The following is an 18,132-nucleotide window of genomic DNA, read 5'->3' on the forward strand; positions in this document are numbered from 1 at the left end:
CAAGCATGAACCGCACGCGGTCCGCCGGATAATCCGGGTCGAGCGGCACATACGCCCCGCCCGCTTTCCAGACGGCCAGCACGGCCACCAGCAAGTCCACCGAACGCTCGGCGAGAATGCCGACGATCGACTCCCGGCCGATGCCGCTTGCGCGCAGCGTGGCCGCCAAGCGATTCGCCCGCTCGTTCAGCTCCGCATACGTCAGCCGGTCATTCTCGTACACGACAGCTGCCGCTTCCGGCGTGCGCTCCGCCTGTTCCTCGAACAGCCGGTGGAACGCTGCCACAGGAGCCGCTTCCGGCTGCGCCGGGTTAAACGCGCCGAGAATTTGCTCTTTTTCCTCTGCCGTCAAAAGCTCCAACTGATTCACGCGGATGTTCGGGTTAGCCGCAACCTTCTCCAGTGCCCGGGCAAAATGACCGTGGATCAGCCTGATGTCTTCCTCTCTGAACGTCAGCGCATTGTACGTAAACCGCAGCAAAATATGCTCTTCCGGAATGACGGTAATGTCCAGGTCGTAGTTCGTTTGCTCCGGCGACTGGATATTAGCGATTTTCAACGCTTCTTTGTCTCCGCCGACGACCTGCTCAATCTGTTCTTCCATCGGATAATTTTCAAAGACCATGATATGGTTGATCAAGTCGCGCTTTTGCTCGCTCAGCGACTGAATTTCGAACAGCGGGAACGTTTCGTAAGCTCCCGATGCCAGCGCTTGATCCTGGGTTTTTCTCAAGATATCGGCTACCGTCTCCTCGGCTTTGCCTTGAATACGGACCGGGATCGTATTAATAAACAGGCCGATCATGCTTTCGATGCCCGGAATTTCCGCCGGACGCCCGGATACGACGGAGCCGAATACGACATCCTCGCTGTTGTTGTATACCTGCAGAACCAGTCCCCATACGGTCTGCATGAACGTATTGAGCGTCACCTGCTGCTGGCGCGCCACCCGCTCGATTTGCCCGGTCAGTTCCTTGCTGAGTTCCACATCGATTTCAGCCGCTTCAAAAGCGCCCTGCTTCAGCTGCGTTTTCTCCTGGGGCAGCTTGGTCTGCTGATCGTAACCCGCCAAATACTCGGACCAGTAACGCGAAGCTTTCGCGGCATCTTGAGCTTCCAGCCATTCGATATACCGGGAGTACGAGGTAACCGGAGGAAGCTCCAGCGTCCGCTTCTCCTGGAACGCGAAGTAGGTGTCGAACACTTCCTTGATCATAAAGGACATGCACCAGCCGTCCATCAAAATGTGATGGTGACTCCAGATCACATGGTAGGACTCGTCGCCCGTGCGCAAAACTGTCACGCGCATAAGAGAGCCTCGGGCCATATCGAACTTGTTCGCTTTATCCGCGCTGACGAAATCGGCTATCGTCTTCTCCGGGTCTTCATCACTTACCGAGCGAATATCTTCGAAGTACACTTCACACTTCCGCTCGCGGAATACCACTTGAATCGGCTCGTCTCTCCAGCCGGTAATAAAGTTGGTCCGCAGCGCCTCATTCCGTTGCACCAGCGTATCCAATCCTTGGGTGAAGGCTTCGACATTCAGGCTTCCGTACAGATCGAAGGTCACCTGTTCGAAGTAAGCTTCCGAATCGGCATCCAGCAGGCTGTGGAACAACATCCCTTTTTGCAGCGGAGTCAGGGTGTATACATTCTCCAGTTCGCCGAGCGCCGCCGTATGTTCGGTCAGCCGCTCCAGTTCCTCCAACGTCACATCTTGAAGCAGTACGTCGCTAGGCGTAAGCTCCGGCCGCTCTTTCGATACGCAATGGCTGATGACTTCACGCAAGCTCGAATGAAGCAGGGTGCCCAGGCGCTCTACCGTTTCCCGTTTATACTGGGTTTCCCCATAACGGATCGTGAGTTCCTGCACTCCTTCCGACACCATACCGTTGATATCGAGGACATAATCCATCACTGCATTCGGGCTTGAATCGGAGCCCGGGCTGAACGGAGACGGCCTCGAGCCGCTGCTTTCGTAAGCCTGGTCGAACTGACCCAAATAGTTAAAGCTGAGCTCCGGCTCCAAAGCGAAGCGCTCGCCGTCACGCGGCGCCGACAAATAACGCAGGATGCCGTAGCCGATTCCTTTGTTCGGAATGCGACGCAAGCTTTCTTTAACCTGTTTCACCTGATGACCGAGCGCCTGGGCGTGACCCGGCTCCAGAACGACAGGGAATTGGCTTGTAAACCAGCCTACCGTGCGCGTAATGTCCACATCCGGCAATATATCTTCCCGGCCGTGGCCTTCGAGATTCACCAGCACGCGTTCCCGGCCGCTCCAAGCTTGTACCGCGAGGCCAAGCGCGGCAAGCAGCAAATCGTTCATTTCCGTATGGTAAGCACGGTGTGCCTGCTTCAGCAGCTGTTCGGTTTCCTCCGCCGTCCAGCGAACGGTTACGAGCCCGCTGTCCTTCAGCTTGGATCTGCCTTGTTCAAAATCTTTCGGAAGCGGCTCATAGGTCAATTGCTCGATATGCTGCCAATACTCTCTCTCGCTTTCCATCGCCTGACCGTTCGCATAATCAGCGAGCTGTTTCGCCCACGTTTGGAATGAATCTGTTTTGAGCGGCAGACGGATCGGCTGCCCTTGCAGCGCCTGCTCATAGCCGGCAGCAAAATCCTCAAGCAGAATCCGCCAGGATACGCCGTCTACGACCAAGTGATGGATCGCAATGAGCAGGTGGTCGCCGTCGTCGCAGCGGAACAAGCCGAGCTTCACCAGCGGACCGTTTTCCAGATTGATGCTCGCTTGAATGTCATTAGCCTTAGCCTCTACCGCTTCTTTCACGTCGCCGACTCCCTTGAAATCGACAACTTCCAGATCGAACAGCGCTTCGTTCTCCCCGGCGCCGCGGTTCCAGGCGGTATAGCCGTTCTCGGTTTGGCGGTAAACCGTACGGAGAGCATCGTGATGCACGACAAGCTGACGCACCGCTTGGCGTAAAGCTTCTTCGTCAAAGCCTTGCTTGGAGAACTGCATGAACGCCTGGTTGCTGTGATGCACGTCGGCCGGATTTTGTTCAAAGAACCAGCGCTGAATCGGGGTCAAGATGACCTCTCCCGTCACTTCGGCCTGGCTTGCCATTCTCTCCGCCGTTTGCAGCTGCAAACTAAGGGCGGAAATCGTCGGGTAATGGAACAAATCTTTCATGACCAGCTTGTACCCCGTTTGCAAAAGACGGGACGATACCTGCAAGGCCTTGATCGAATCGCCGCCGAGCGCAAAGAAATTGTCCATCGTGCCGACCTGATCCACGCCCAGCACCGACTGCCAGACCGACGCAAGTGCTTGCTCGGCAGGAGTACGAGGCGCCGTGTATGCAGCCTTGGCACGAATGCTTCCTTCCGGCACAGGCAGCCCTTTACGGTCGATCTTCCCGTTCGGCGTAAGCGGCATTAGATCCAGGCGCATGATGCGCGAAGGCACCATATGGGAAGGCAGCGCGGCGTCCAGATGGGCCACAAGCCCTTCCAGATCGAAGTTGGAATCCGCTACGACATACCCACACAAATATTTCTGCCCCCGCTCGTCCGTCCGGTCGATGACAAGCGCTTGACGCACGCCGGCAACATTTTTCATGGCCGCTTCAATTTCACCAAGCTCGATCCGATAGCCGCGAATTTTCACCTGGTTGTCGATCCGGCCGATGAAGTCCACGTTGCCGTCCGGCATCCAGCGCGCCAGATCGCCCGTCCGGTACAGCCGCTCCCCAGCGGCGAACGGGCTGTCTACGAATTTCTCCGCCGTCAAATCCGGGCGGTTCAAGTAACCGCGGGCCACACCCGCTCCACCGATAACCAGCTCGCCCAACACCCCGATCGGCACCGGCTTCAGATTCGCATCCACGATGTAGAACTTGGCGTTCAGCCACGCTTTTCCGATCGGCACGCTGCCCGTCTTCGGCAGCTTCTCCAGCGGCTCGTCATAGAAGCTGGAGTCAATCGCCGCTTCCGTTACGCCGTAGCTGTTAATAATACGGAACTGCGAGCCGAAGCGCTCCTGCAAGGTGCGGTAATCCGCTACGCTGCACGCATCCGAGCTTGTGATCAGCAGCTGCATCGAGCTGAGGTCCAGACCCTCGGCATGCACATGCTCCATGAACGGCACGATCAGCGCCGGAGTCGATTCGAACACCGTCACGGCGTAGTCGCGAATCCAGCCGTAGAGGCGGGTTGGATCAATCCGGTCGTCCTTCGGCACGATGACCATGGTGCCGCCGTTGTACAGCGTCCGCGCGATATCTCCCACGAACACGTCGAACGAGAAGCTGGCGAGCTGCAGCAGCCGGATCGGGAACTGATCCAGGCGGTAGTCCCGCCGGTAGCCCGCCGCCGTGTTCACCAGGCTGCGGTTTTCCACCGCCACGCCCTTCGGACGGCCCGTTGTACCGGAGGTGTAGATGACGTAAGCCAAATCGCGCGGCTTGTTCACATTCGCCGGATTCGATGCGAGATCCGCCGCTAGTACGTTCTTCTCGGCTTCTGCCGTGGCGGACGTTTCGGCGGCAGCCGTTTCCGCTTGCGCCAAAGCCTCCGCCTCTGCGCCTGCTTCGCCCACAGCCGCTCCGAGGCTGTACGTCGCGGCGTCGTCAAGCGCAAGCACCGTTTGCAGCACTAGAGCTCCGTCGCTGCGCCAAGCTTCCGCCTGCTCCAGCAGGCGGGTCTGCGTGAGCAGCACCGACGCCCCGCTGTCCGCGAGCATATACTCGATCCGCTCCGCCGGATAGTCCGGGTCGAGCGGCACATAAGCGCCGCCCGCTTTCCATACGGCGAGCACCCCGATCAACAGCTCCGCCGAACGGTCGGCCAGAATGCCGACCACCTGTTCCGGCTTCACCCCGCGCGCCCGCAGTGCATACGCCAGACGATTCGCTTTGGCGTTCAGCTCCGCATACGTCAGCTTACTGTCTTCGTAGACAACCGCCAACGCTCCCGGAGTGCGCTCCGCCTGCTCCTCGAACAGCTCGTGGAACGTTCTCTCTCTCCACGACTCATCCGCCTCCAAACCTGTACCCTCTGCGGCGGCTTGCTTCGCAAGAGCCGGAGACGACACGTCAAACTCGACCAGGAAATCATGCTTTTCGCTGTCCGTCAAGATATCCAAATCCGAAATCCGCGCACCCGGCTGAGCCAGGATCGACGCCAAAAGCTGCTCGTAATGACCCGCCAGCCGTACCATCGTTTCCTGTCTAAACAACGAGGTAGCGTACTCGATCTTGCAAACCAGCTCGTTATCGGCTTCCACGATATCAAAGCTAAGATCAAACTTTGCCGTCTTTTCCTCGATGTCGAACAGCGACCATTGCAAGCCTTCCAGGGTTAAATCCAAGCTTTCGTGCTTTTGCAAAGAAAACATGGTGTCAAACAGAGGATTCCGGCTTAAATCCCGGCTCACCTGAAGAGCTTCCACCAGCTCCTCGAACGGATAGTCCTGGTGCTCGTAGGCTCCAAGCGTCGTTTCCTTCACTTCCTGCAAGTAATCCAGGAACGTCCGCTCCGCCGCCGGACCCAAGCGAAGGGCCAGCGTATTGACGAACATGCCGATAATCGGCTGCAGGTCGGCGTGAGAACGGGCGGCAATCGGAGTGCCGACCACTATATCTTCCTGTCCCGCGTATTTATGAAGCAATACGGAGTACGCAGCCAGCAGAAGCATGTACAGCGTCGCTCCCGAATCGCCGGCAAGCCGTTTGAGAGCTTCGCTTTTCTCCGCATCCAGCGTAAACGTGAGCGTTTGACCGTCAAACTGCTGGACAGCCGGGCGGGAGAAGTCGAGAGGCAGCTCAAGAACCGGAAGCTCGGAGCTGAATACCCCGCGCCAGTATTCCTCCTGCCGTTTGATGCGCTGGCGCTGCTCCTCGGATTGCTGCCAAACGGCGTAATCCTTGTATTGAATCCGCAGCTCCGGCAATTCTTCCCCATTGTAAAGCCGCACGAATTCACGCAGCAGCACGTCCATGGAAAGGCCGTCGGAACCAATATGATGAATATCCAGCGCGAGCAGGAATTTCTCTTTCTCCAGTTCGATCAGCAGGGCGCGCAGCAAAGGCGGCTGGGTCAAGTCAAAAGGCTGAATGAAGCCTTCAAGAATGGCTGCAACCTGATCTTCGCTTGCTTGAAGCTTCTCGACCTTGAAAGCTACGAGCGGATGAATACGCTGAACCGGCTCCCCATTCACGATTTCAAATCCGGTGCGCAGCATATCGTGCCGGGCCACCAAAGTAGTCAGCGCCTTTTCCACTTTGGCCTCGTTCAAAGCCCCTCTCAATTGCAAGGCGCTTGGGAGATTATAATTCAGCTCCAAGCTATCCAGCTGGTGCAGGACGTACAGCCTTTTTTGCGCGGAGGAAACCGGATAGTACGCTTTCTCTTCCGCTTTCGGAATCGAGCTGTGCTGCGATTCTTCCAAGCTGGCAATAGCCCCGGCCATCGATTCTACCGTCATATAGCGGAACACATCGCGCAGCGGAAGTTCGACGTTCATTTCCTTCCGAATCTTGCTGACAAGGTTCGTCGCCCGCAAGGAGTGGCCTCCGAGCTCGAAGAAATTGTCCAGGACTCCAATACCGGAGTAACCCAGCACTTCCTCCCAGATCTTCACAAGCTCGGACTCCGTCCGGTTACGCGGTGCTACATATTCGACGCCCGTCTGCAAGCTGCCTTGGGGCTCCGGCAGCGCTTTGCGGTCTACTTTGCCGTTGGCCGTCAGCGGCATGCGCTCCAGCTGCACGAAGTACGACGGGATCATGTACCCCGGCATTCCCTGGGCCAGCGAGGTTCTCATTTCGCTGACCGTCAGTGTCCGGTCCGCCACAAAGTAGGCGACAAGTGCCTTCTCGCCCCCGCCGTCCTGACGGGCAAGCACCACCGCTTCTTCCACGCCCTCGACGTTCAGCAGCTGCGTCTCGATTTCGTCCAGTTCGATCCGGTAACCGCGGATTTTGACCTGGTGATCGATTCGGCCCAGGTATTCGATATTGCCGTCCGGCAGCCAAGCCGCCAAGTCGCCCGAGCGGTACAGTTTCTCCCCCTCCGCAAACGGGGAATCGACGAACTTCTCCGCCGTCAGATCCGGACGGTTCAGATATCCTCTTGCAAGGCCTTCCCCGGCCACGTACATTTCGCCCGCTACGCCGATCGGCACAGGGCGGCAGCTTTCATCCAGGACGTACACCCTCAGCGTCGGGATCGGCTTGCCGATATTGCTCTTCGCCGCCTCTATTTCGACCCATGTGATTTCCTTATATGTCACGTGAACCGTCGTCTCGGTAATGCCGTACATATTGATTAGCTTCGTCGTCGGGTACTTCGTCTTGAAGCCCTTGAGCAGCAGCGGACTGAGCGCTTCGCCCCCGAAGATGACGTTGCGAATCCGCAGATCGTACGGATGGTCCGCCAAGACCTTACGCAGCAGCTGGTAGAAGTACGTTGGTGTCTGGTTCAAAATGGTAACCTGTTCGCGGCCCAGCAGCGCCAGGAAATCGGCCGGATTTTTCGCCGTGAGCGGCGGTACGATGACCAGCTTGCCTCCGTTCAGCAGCGCTCCGTACATTTCCCAGACAGAGAAATCGAAGCAGAACGAGTGGAACAGCGTCCACGTGTCGGACGGCCCGAAGTCGAACAGGTTCTTGTCGTTGAACAGGAGCCGCACGACGTTCTTATGCTCGATCAGCGTTCCTTTCGGTCTGCCGGTCGTTCCCGACGTGTAGATGACATATGCCAGGTTGCCCGGCCCGGAAATCGGCTCCAGGTTCGAAGCGTCCAGCGCACCGGCGGAGTCCGCCCCTCTGTCGCCCCAAACGAAATCGTCCAATTCGAGGCGCGTTCCTGCGAAGTCGGTCTTCTCGTGCAGATGCTTTTGAATCAGCAATAACGGCGCGCCCGAATCCTCGATCATGAAGCGGATGCGCTCCTCCGGGTAGTCGGGATCGACAGGCACGTAGGCTCCGCCCGCTTTGAGAATCGCCAGAATGCCAACAACCATATCGAGCGAACGTTCGGCCAGAATCGCTACCAGCTGGTCCGCTTCTACTCCCGTCTCCCGCAGCTTCCGCGCAAGGCGGTTGGATCGCTCGTTCAGCTCGCGGTAGGTCAGCTGCCGCTCGTTCATGACGGCGGCCACGTTGTCCGGGTAAAGCTCCGCCTGCTCTTCGAACAAGCCGTGAATCGTCTGCTGCCGCGGGTAGTCCGCCTCCGAATCGTTGAAACCGCGCACCAGCTCGCGGATTTCCTCCTCCGTGAGCATTTCCAACGAGGCAATATCCCCGTCCGGCGCTGCTGCGATGGTTTCGAGCAGCTTGTCATAATGTCTGGCGAACCGCTCCGCGGTCTCCTGTTTATACAAAGCCGTAGCGTACTCCAACCGGCATTCGAGCTGACCGTCCAGCTCCGAAATATCCAGGAGCAGCTCGAACTTGGATGTTTGGTTTTCCAGTGGATAAAACGATTGCTCCAGCCCCTCGATGACAATTTGCTCGTTCTCCGTATTTTGTAGGGAGAAGAACGTGTCAAAGAGCGGATTCCGGCCGGTCGCGCGCGGAATGTGAAGACTTACTACCAAGTCTTCGAACAAATAATTTTGGTGTTCGAAAGCCCCGAGCGTGATGTCCTTGATTTCTTCCAGGTACGAAAGGTACGGCTTGGAACGCTCCGGACGGCTGCGAATGGCCAGCGTGTTGATAAACATCCCTACGATCGGCTGCACTTCTTCCTGCGTTCTTCCGGCAATCGGCGTTCCTACGATCAGATCTTCCTGACCCGAATATTTATGCATAAGGATGGTGTAAGCCGACAGCAGCACCATGTACAGGGTCGTCCCCGTCCGTGCCGCCAGTTCTTTCAGCTTCTCTGTCCGCTCTTTCCCGATATAAAACTTCACGGTCCGGCCGTCAAAGCTTTGCACGGCAGGCCGCGGGAAGTCCGTCGGCAGCTCCAAGACCGGCAGCTCGCCCGACAGCTGTTCCAGCCAGTACTCCTTCTGCGGCTGGAGCAGCTGCCCGTAAGCTTCGGAATGCTGCCAAACGGCATAATCTTTGTATTGAATGCGCAGCGGGGTCAGCTCCTCGCCCCGATACAGGCGGCTGAACTCGTCGAAGAGCAGCGCTGTCGAAATGCCGTCCGAGACGATATGGTGCATATCGAACAGCAGAATGTGGCGATCCTCGGCGACTTCGATCAGGCCGATGCGGAGAAGTGGGGGCTTGGTCACATCAAACGGATGATAGTAAGCTTCCACCACTTGGTCCACTTCCCGCTCGCTCCCCTGGAAATAATCGACAGCAAACTCCACCTCGTCATAGATGCGCTGGACAAGCTCGCCTTGAACCTGCTCGATCCCGGTACGCAGCGTCTCATGGCGCTGAATCAGCGCCCGGAACGCGTGCTCGACGCGCGTGCGGTCCAGCTTGCCTTCGAGAAGAAGCGCCGCCGACATATTGTAGCTGCGCTCGGCCCCGTCAAGCTGGCGCAGGACGTACAGACGCTTTTGCTCGGATGAAACCGGATAGTACTCGGCCTCAGCCGCCTTTGTGATCTCATACGTCTCCTGCTGCCTTAAACCGCTGATTCTTTGGGCCAGCTGTTCGATCGTGGTGTAGCGGAAAACTTCCCGCAACGGAACCTCGACTTGCAGCTCTTTCCGAATCTTGGAAACAAGCGTGGAGGCCCGCAAGGAATGACCACCCAAGTCAAAGAAATCGTCTTGGACTCCAACTCGCGCAATACCCAGCACCTGCTGCCAAATGAGGGCAAGTCTTGTTTCCAGCGTTGTGCGAGGAGCCACATACTCACGGCCTGCTTCTACCTCTCCGGTCGGTTCAGGCAGCGCTTTACGGTCAATTTTGCCGTTCGGCGTGAGCGGAAGCTTATCAAGAGACACCAGCCGGGCCGGGACCATATGGGCCGGCAGCTCTTGCTTCAATTGGGACAGCAGATCGCTCAGCTGCAAGGAAGCATCCGCCGCCACGTAGCCGCACAAATACTTTTGCCCCTGCTCATCCGTACGGTCGGTCACCACAGCCTGCTTGACGCCCGGGAAACGCAGCAGGGCCGTTTCAATTTCGCCGAGTTCGATCCGGAACCCGCGAATTTTCACCTGATAGTCGATCCGGCCGATGAAGTCGACGTTGCCGTCTTTCAGCCAGCGGGCCAAATCGCCTGTCCGGTACAGACGTTCGCCCGGCACAAACGGGCTGTCCGCAAACTTCTCGGCGGTTAGGTCCGGACGGTTCCAGTACCCGCGCGCCACCCCGGCGCCGCCGATGACAAGCTCGCCCGGAACCCCTACAGGAACCGGCTTTAACGCGGCATCGACAATGTAAAACCGGGCGTTCAGCCAAGCTTTGCCGATCGGCACATGACCCGACGGCGGCAGCTTATCCAGCGGCTCACCGTAAAAGCTGCTGTCAATGGCCGCTTCGGTAACGCCATAGCTGTTGATGATGCGGAATTGTCCGCCGAATCTTTCCTGCAGCAATCGGTAATCGGTGACACTGCAAGCATCCGAGCTGGTAATCAGCAACTGCATGGAGCTAACGTCCAGCCCTTCTTCATAAATATGCTGCATGAACGGCAGGATGAGCGCAGGCGTCGATTCGAATACCGTAATGTTTTGGTCCCGAATCCAGCCGTACAAGAGGTTCGGATCAATCCGGTCATCCTTCGGCACAATCACCATCGTGCCTCCGTTATACAGCGTCCGCGCGATGTCTCCGACGAACACGTCAAACGAGAAGCTGGCCAGCTGCAGCAGCCGCACCGGAAACTGATCCAACCGGTACTCGCGACGGTACGCATCCGCCGTATTCACGAGACTACCGTGCTCGATCATGACGCCTTTCGGGCGTCCCGTCGTACCCGAGGTGTAAATCACATAAGCCAAGTCTTGCAGGGCGCTGCCGGCAGATTCAAATTCCACGGCTAAGGCATCCCCGTTATAAATCTGTTCATCGTCCATGGCATAGACAGCTTGAAGCTTCAGCCGGTCATCGGCCAACCAACCTCCGGCCCGCTCCAACAGATGACGCTGCGTAAGCAGCACCGATGCATCGCTATCGCTGAGCATGTACTCAATCCGCTCCGCCGGATAATCGGGGTCCAGCGGTACATAGGCTCCGCCGGCTTTCCAAACGGCGAGCACCCCGACCAGCAGTTCCACCGAACGCTCCGCCCAGATCCCCGTAATCGTCTCCCTTCCCACGCCCTGTTCGCGAAGGAGAGAAGCCAGCCGCTCGGCGCGTTCGTTCAATTCGCCGTAGGTCAGCTGTTTGTCCATGTAGACGACTGCCGGATGATCCGGAATTTCCCGGGCAAACTTTTCAACATACCGATGAAACGCTTCTCCCTCGCTCAGCCCTGCCACCGGCGGGTTAAAAACGTTGAGAATGCGGTGTCTCTCCTCATCGCTCAGCAGAGAAATCTCGCGTACCGGCAGTTCGGGAGTCTGAAGAAACTGGTCCAGAACGGTTACATACTGTTCCATAATCCGATCAATCTCGGCCGTCTCGAACAGGCCGGTACGATAGGAAGCATGGAGAATTACATGGCCTTCATTCAGCATATGGTCGAAGCGCAGCAGCAAATCGTCCATCTCGTGCCTAGCGAAGTGAGCCTCCAGGCGTACCTTGATTTCTTCGTACTCCACGATTTTCAAAGGCAGATATTCCAGAGACGTGCGGAACAGCCCCGAAAGATCGTTGCGGCCGTGTTGTTCGCGTAAATCCTGGATCAATTGGTTATAAGGGTATTTCTGATACCTCAGATCCGCCGTATTTTCCTTGGAAACCGTTTGGATCAAGGAAAGCACGTGCCTGTCTGGATTCAGACGAATCCGCGTAGCCACGGTGCTGACGAACATGCCGATCGTTTCTTTTTCCTTCTTGCTGGTGCGATTGGCGAAAACCGTGCCGACCGGAACATCGGTGCTGTCGGTCAGCTTGTACAATAAGGCGTACATGGCGGACAGAAATAACGTATATAAGCTGACCTGATATTGTTCGCTAAAGGCCAGAATGCGTTCATACCGGGAACCGTCCAAAGTGATGGCCAGTTTATTGGATTCGCTGCCGATCGAGAATGGCGGATACGATTTAATGCCGGTCGTTTCAGGCAAAGTGTTGTACTTCGTCAGCCAGTATTCCTTGCCTTTTTGATAACGCTGCGATTGCTCATATTCACGCTCCGCGGAAATATAATCCAGATAGGAAGGGGCCTGGTAACTGCTGGAGATGCCTTTGCGCAGTTCCAGGTATTTTTCCATCACCGCATGCAGCAAAGCATTGACGGACAAGCCGTCGGCGATAATATGATTTACCGTCAAATTGAGCCATACTTGGCCGTTCGCAAAATGGATAATCGTAAATTGGTAGAGGTGTTCGTCGAACACGCTGGCCGGTTTTTCGCTTACTTCTTTCACCCAAGCATAGAATTGTTCGGTTGTACCTATTTCGAGGTGGCTTATCCTAGCTTGGACATTCTCCGGCTCTTCGAACCACTGCGTTGGATTTTGCAAATCCCCGCTAATGCGGATTCGGAAAACGTCATAGGTTTTGACGATCTCTGCCGCCGCTTGCTCCAGAAGCTGTGTGTTGATCTCGCCCGTAATCTGGTAGGTCGCGGAAAGCATCGTGATGGACGTTCCCGGATTCATAATTTCCATGAACCATATTCGGCGCTGGGCTTGCGTTAATCCATATTGCTCGTTAGTATTCTCTCTCACATCGACACACTCCCAGTTTAGAGATTCTTTATAGATAGGCTTCGTACCTAGATGTCACTTAGTCACTCTTAGAAGAACCGCGCAGGCCATTCCCGGAACGGCTCCTTCGGACTCTTCCTCCTTTTTCGTGTCTACGTTTTCTGGTAACTACCGGTTATAAAGTCATACCTCGGATTACTAAAAGACTCTGTCGCATTCGCAAGCAGGAAGCCGCCCGCCGTAAAGCGGGTCTAGCCGTACAGCCGGGCGTAATAACCCCCGAGCGCCAGCAGGTCCTGATGGCGGCCCCGCTCGACGACCGTCCCTTGGTTCATGACGGTAATCAAATCCGCATGTTCCACGGTGCTGAGACGGTGGGCGATCAGAATGGTGGTGCGCCCCTTCATCAATACGTTCAGGGCCTGCTGTACCCAATGCTGGGATTCATTATCCAGCGCGGAAGTCGCTTCGTCCAGCAGCAGAATCGGAGCGTTTTTGAGAATCGCCCGGGCGATCGCAATTCGCTGCCTTTGTCCGCCCGACAACGACGCTCCTCTCTCTCCCACCGGCGTTTTATACTGTTCAGGAAGTTCCTGAATGAAATGGTGAGCGTACGCCGCTTTGGCCGCTTCGATCACTTCTTCATCCGTTGCATCCGGGTTGCCGTAGCGGATGTTTTCCTCAATCGTGCCGGTAAACAAGAACGGCTCCTGCGGAACGTATGCAATCTGCCTGCGGATTTCGTCCAGCGTGTAATGGCCGAACGGTTTGCCTTGGAGCAGGATTTCTCCGCTGTCCACAGGATAAAAGCCGAGCAGCAGCTTGATCAGCGTACTTTTGCCGCTGCCGCTGGCCCCCACGATAGCGGCGACCTGGCCGGGAAACACCTGCATGGACATGTCGACAAGCACCTTTTTATCCGCCTGATAGGAAAATTCCACATCGCGAAACTCCACCGCAGCCTCCGACACGAGCTCGCTGTGAGGAGATCCCAAACGCTCCGGTTCCTCTTCCTCTCTTAGTACCTCTTGAATCCGGTGAGCGCCCGCGAGCGAATTTTGGATCATCGACAGAACCATCCCCAAGTTCAACAAGGCGTGCGTCAGATTCACTTGCAGAACCGCCAGGGCGGCGACGCTTCCCATCCCCATCAATCCGTAGGCATAAAGAAGACTGCCGATGACGATGATGCCGCAGAACGTGACGTAGCTGATAAAATGGTTCACCGCAGCCTGCATGCCGTTCTTCTGCGCCGTTTGCCGAAGCGTCTGCGTCATTTGTTCGTTCAACGCCTCGTACTGGCCGTAAATCGTGCGGATGCGGAACAGCTTCACCAATTGAATGCCGCCCATAAAATCTTTGAATTTTTCGGTCATTTTACCGAGCGTTTGCAAGCCTTGTTCGGACAAGACGCGAACATCCCGCGCAAATTTCAGGCTGACCACGGAGGACAGCAGCAGAATGACAAAGGATACGCCGGCAAAACGCCAATCGATCAACACCATGGAGACAATGGAGCCGATGCAAAAGACAACTTGAAGCAGCAAAACGAAGTAAACCTGCGAGAATGTAAACTCAACGGTCGTTACGTCGTTGTTCACTCGCGACAGCAAGTCCCCATGGTGCGTCTGCTCCAGAAATTTCGGCCGCACCCGGCACAGCTTGTCATAAAGACGTTCGCGGATATTCAGCACAGTCAGCTCGACACTGCGCTGGTATAAGTAAATGAACCAGGGAGAAACTATATTTTCCAGGAACAGGGACACGCCCAAAATAATAAAGGCTTCCACCATCAGGGACGTATCTCGGGACACGGAGAAATCAACCAAGTTTTGTACGACCAAGCTGAAGGCGATCAGGAACAATGTCTGGGAGAGCGCCGTCACGACCAGGCCAATAGCGTACTGGGTTTTGCGCTTGCCGTTCATAAACGTCAGCAAGTAGCAGAGTTCTTTCACTTGCGAGAGCCATCCGCCCTTTTTCAAGTGTACGCCACCTCCCTGCGTTCGGCAGACTTGGTAAATTCCTGGTAGTACGACTGGGCGTACAGTCCCTTCATCTCCAGCAATTGTTCATGAGTGCCCTTTTCCACAATATTTCCTTGTTCCATGACCCAAATTTCGTCGGCGTTTTGTACTGTGGAAAGCCGGTGGGCAATAACCATCGTCGTTCTCTGCTTCAGCAATATGTTAAGCGCTTCCTGAACCGCGCTTTCCGACTCCGGATCAAGAGCCGACGTTGGCTCGTCCAGCAGCAGAACGGGAGCATCCTTCAGAAAAGCCCGGGCCATTGCAATGCGCTGGCGCTGCCCGCCGGACAAAAAGCCTCCGCGCTCTCCGACATACGTCTGATAGCCGCCAGGAAGCTGCATAATGAAGGAATGCGCCTGAGCGGCTTTGGCGGCTTCGATAATCTCGTCCATCGACGCTTCTTCCCGCCCGTAGCCGATATTTTCGGCGATCGTGCCGCTAAACAAATATGAATCCTGGGTTACCACGGAAAAATACGACCGAAGCTGCTCCGGATCGGCGCCGTGGATCAGGCTGCCGAACACGCGGATTTCTCCCTGGTCCTCCGGAAGTGGATAAAAGCCGCATACAAGCTTAAACACCGTGCTCTTCCCTCCGCCGCTCGCTCCGACAAGCCCGATCGTCTTTCCTTCCGGCACTGAGAAGCTGACATTCCGCAGAATCGGGGAGTTCTCCTCATACCCGAAGGTTACGTTCTGAAACTCGATGGGGGCGGCGCTTGCTTTCGGAAGCGAACGGCCATTTTCCGTTTCGGTCGGCTGCTCGACGATTTCGGAGACCCTTCTCAGGGCACCGGACATTTCGAACGTCCGCGTGATGAGCTCGGGAATATGCTCCAGCGGCTCCAGACACAGATTCAGCAAGTACAGGAAGGCAATCAGCTCTCCCGCACCTAGCTGCCCGTTGTAGATCAAATAGCTTCCGTAACTGACGGCGAAAATGATCGGGCTGATCATCAGCGTGGAAAGCAGCGGGTTGACCCAGGCTTCCCGCTTTTTCACGGCCAGCTTTTTTTGAGCCGTCAATTGCAGCAGCACTTGGTAGGAGCGAGATAACATGCCGGATAGCAGATAGCTTTTTACAATAGGCATACCCCCAAGCGTATCCTGGAGGTTGACGTTCATTCGGCCCATGTTCACCTGGGCTTCCTCCGTTAACCGCTCCAACTGCTTGCCGATCCATTGGGAAACCAGCAGCGCTAAGGGAAATAACAGCAGGCTGTACAACATCAGCTCCCATTGGAGGTAGATCAAATAAGCGAAACAGCCGATGAACAAAAGCGGATGATAAAACCACTGGGCGAAGTCCCGAACCATAAACTGCTGGATGAGCTGCAGGTCGTTGTTGACCCGCGACAACACGTCGCCGGAATGCTGCTTTTCCAAATAGGAGACCGGGAGTTTGCCGATATGACGCATGACATGATTGCGGATATCCTGCACCGCAGAGGCGCTGCTTCGCTCCACGCCGAAGCTCATGAAAAACTTCGCCGGCACACCGATCAAGATGACCACAAAGACCGTGTACACGATTTGCAGAACGACTGGCCCCGCCCCCTTCTCGGCCTGGGTGGTCAGCTGCTCGATCAAACTTCCCGTCCATACCTCAATAACGGCGGCGGCAATCGCGGACAAGATACCGACGATCATCCAGCCTTTGTGACGGCTTACATAGGACATCAGCCAGCGGAACGCTTTCCAGGCGGCGTAAGCGGTTTGGCGCCTGGAAGACGCCGCTGTGCCTTGTTCTAGAACAGACGGCTGTCGGTCAGCTTCCATGCAGTACCCCGGCCTCCGCTTCGATTTGCCGCTTGACTTGCTCTAAGATGTCCCGGATGACGACGGCCGTTTCTTCCACGCGCGCGAGTTCCAGCAATTCCTCGTGCGCGCCCTCCAGCCGGTAATCGGCATAAGCTTGCGTCGTTGCCCCCCGCCAGGAAGGCAATTGGTACTTCAAGCGGAACGCTTCGCTGTCCTTCGCAATCAGTTCGTAAATCCGGGCCGGGATCGTGCCGGAATTAATAAGCTGCGCTTCGTACGCCAAGGTCGCTTTGACCTTCCGATGAACCCGCTCCCGCACGAGCGGGTTGCTCATTAATTCCTTCTCTTCTTCGTCGAAATCAGCAAGCATTTCTTCAAGCTCTTTCTCCGACGTTTCGGAAGGCGTCAGCGCGTCCTTAATCCACGAGTCCACCATGAGCACGTCCGTTACGGAATACCCTCTTTTCTCCATCGTTTTGGCTACCTCGAACGTCAGGTTGCCTCCGAAGCAGTAGCCGAGCAGCACGTAAGGTCCTTCCGGCTGGATGCGGACGATCTCGTCCACATAACGGTTCAGCATGGCCTTGTAATCGACGGCATCGTCGATAAAATCAATGCCGTAGAGCACGAACCGGCCGTCGAGCCTGCTTGCGAGCTCTCGATAACCGATGCCGAAGCCGCTGCCCGGAGGGAAGCAGAACACGTTCAGATCTCCTGCTTTATTCAGCTTAATGAAGGAGTCTCCTCCTTTATCCAGGCCGAGATCCCCCTCTCCGAAAGCCATGGCTTCAACTGTTACATTATGGAATTGGCGGTTCAGCGGTATCTCAAATCCCGTTTCATCATAAACGGCTTGAACGAGCCTCATCAGACTTAACGAATTGCCACCCAACTCAAAAAAGTTATCCTTTACGCCGACCTGCGGAACGCCAAGCGTATCCTGCCAGACGCGGGCGATCTTCATTTCAAGCAGCGTTCTCGGCGCGACATATTCCGCTCCTCCGACCGCGGCTTCCTCCGGCGCGGGCAGCGCTTTGCGGTCGATTTTCCCGTTCGGGGTCAGCGGCATCCCCGAAAGCTGCACGAGGTACGAAGGAATCATATACCCCGGAAGCTGCTTGGCGAGCTCCTCCTTGAGTTCATGCGCCGCCAGCCTCGTTTCCGCGACATAGTAAGCGACAAGCTGCTTTTGGCCGTTCGCGTCGTCGCAGTCGAGCACCTTGGCTTCTTGCACGGCGGCGATCTTCAGCAGTTGCGTCTCGATTTCGTCCAGCTCGATCCGGTACCCGCGGATTTTGACCTGGTGGTCGATCCGTCCCAGGTATTCGATGTTGCCGTCCGGCAGCCAAGTCGCCAAGTCGCCCGAGCGGTACAGTTTCTCCCCCTCCGCAAACGGGGAATCGACGAACTTCTCCGCCGTCAGATCTGGACGGTTCAGGTATCCTCTCGCAAGCCCTTCCCCGGCCACGTACATTTCGCCCGCTACGCCGATCGGCACAGGGCGGTGGTTTTCATCCAGGACGTACACCCTCAGCGTCGGGATCGGCTTGCCGATATTGCTCTTCGCCGCCTCCATTTCGACCCACGTGATTTCCTTATACGTCACGTGAACCGTCGTCTCGGTAATGCCGTACATATTGAT

General features: G+C 56.3%; 4 protein-coding genes. All 4 read right to left on the reverse strand.

Features of this window, described 5'->3' with window-relative positions; translation table 11 throughout:
• Nucleotides 1-12,721, reverse strand: a 12,721-nt coding sequence (locus BM358_RS25930) for a non-ribosomal peptide synthetase (protein WP_091002076.1), incomplete at its 3' end; no start/stop codon positions are given.
• Nucleotides 12,722-12,951: 230 nt separating this feature from the next.
• Complete coding sequence (locus tag BM358_RS25935) at nucleotides 12,952-14,685, reverse strand: ABC transporter ATP-binding protein (RefSeq protein WP_028542659.1); 1,734 nt, start codon at nucleotides 14,683-14,685, stop codon at nucleotides 12,952-12,954.
• Complete coding sequence (locus BM358_RS25940) at nucleotides 14,682-16,508, reverse strand: ABC transporter ATP-binding protein (RefSeq protein ID WP_028542658.1); 1,827 nt, start codon at nucleotides 16,506-16,508, stop codon at nucleotides 14,682-14,684. Before BM358_RS25940 ends, BM358_RS25935 begins: the two co-directional genes overlap by 4 nt.
• The coding region (locus tag BM358_RS25945) for a thioesterase domain-containing protein (RefSeq protein ID WP_143109574.1) at nucleotides 16,498-18,132 on the reverse strand (1,635 nt) is incomplete at its 5' end. The genes BM358_RS25945 and BM358_RS25940, both read right to left, overlap by 11 nt.

Origin of the sequence: Paenibacillus sp. cl130, from assembly GCF_900116035.1 — a bacterium.
GTDB classification, from domain to species: Bacteria; Bacillota; Bacilli; order Paenibacillales; family Paenibacillaceae; genus Paenibacillus; species Paenibacillus polymyxa_B.

What these genes read in the sequence shown, in the direction of transcription:
- BM358_RS25940 (WP_028542658.1), bottom strand. Translation starts at nt 16,508, where the DNA reads ATGGAAGCTGACCGACAGCCGTCTGTTCTAGAACAAGGCACAGCGGCG.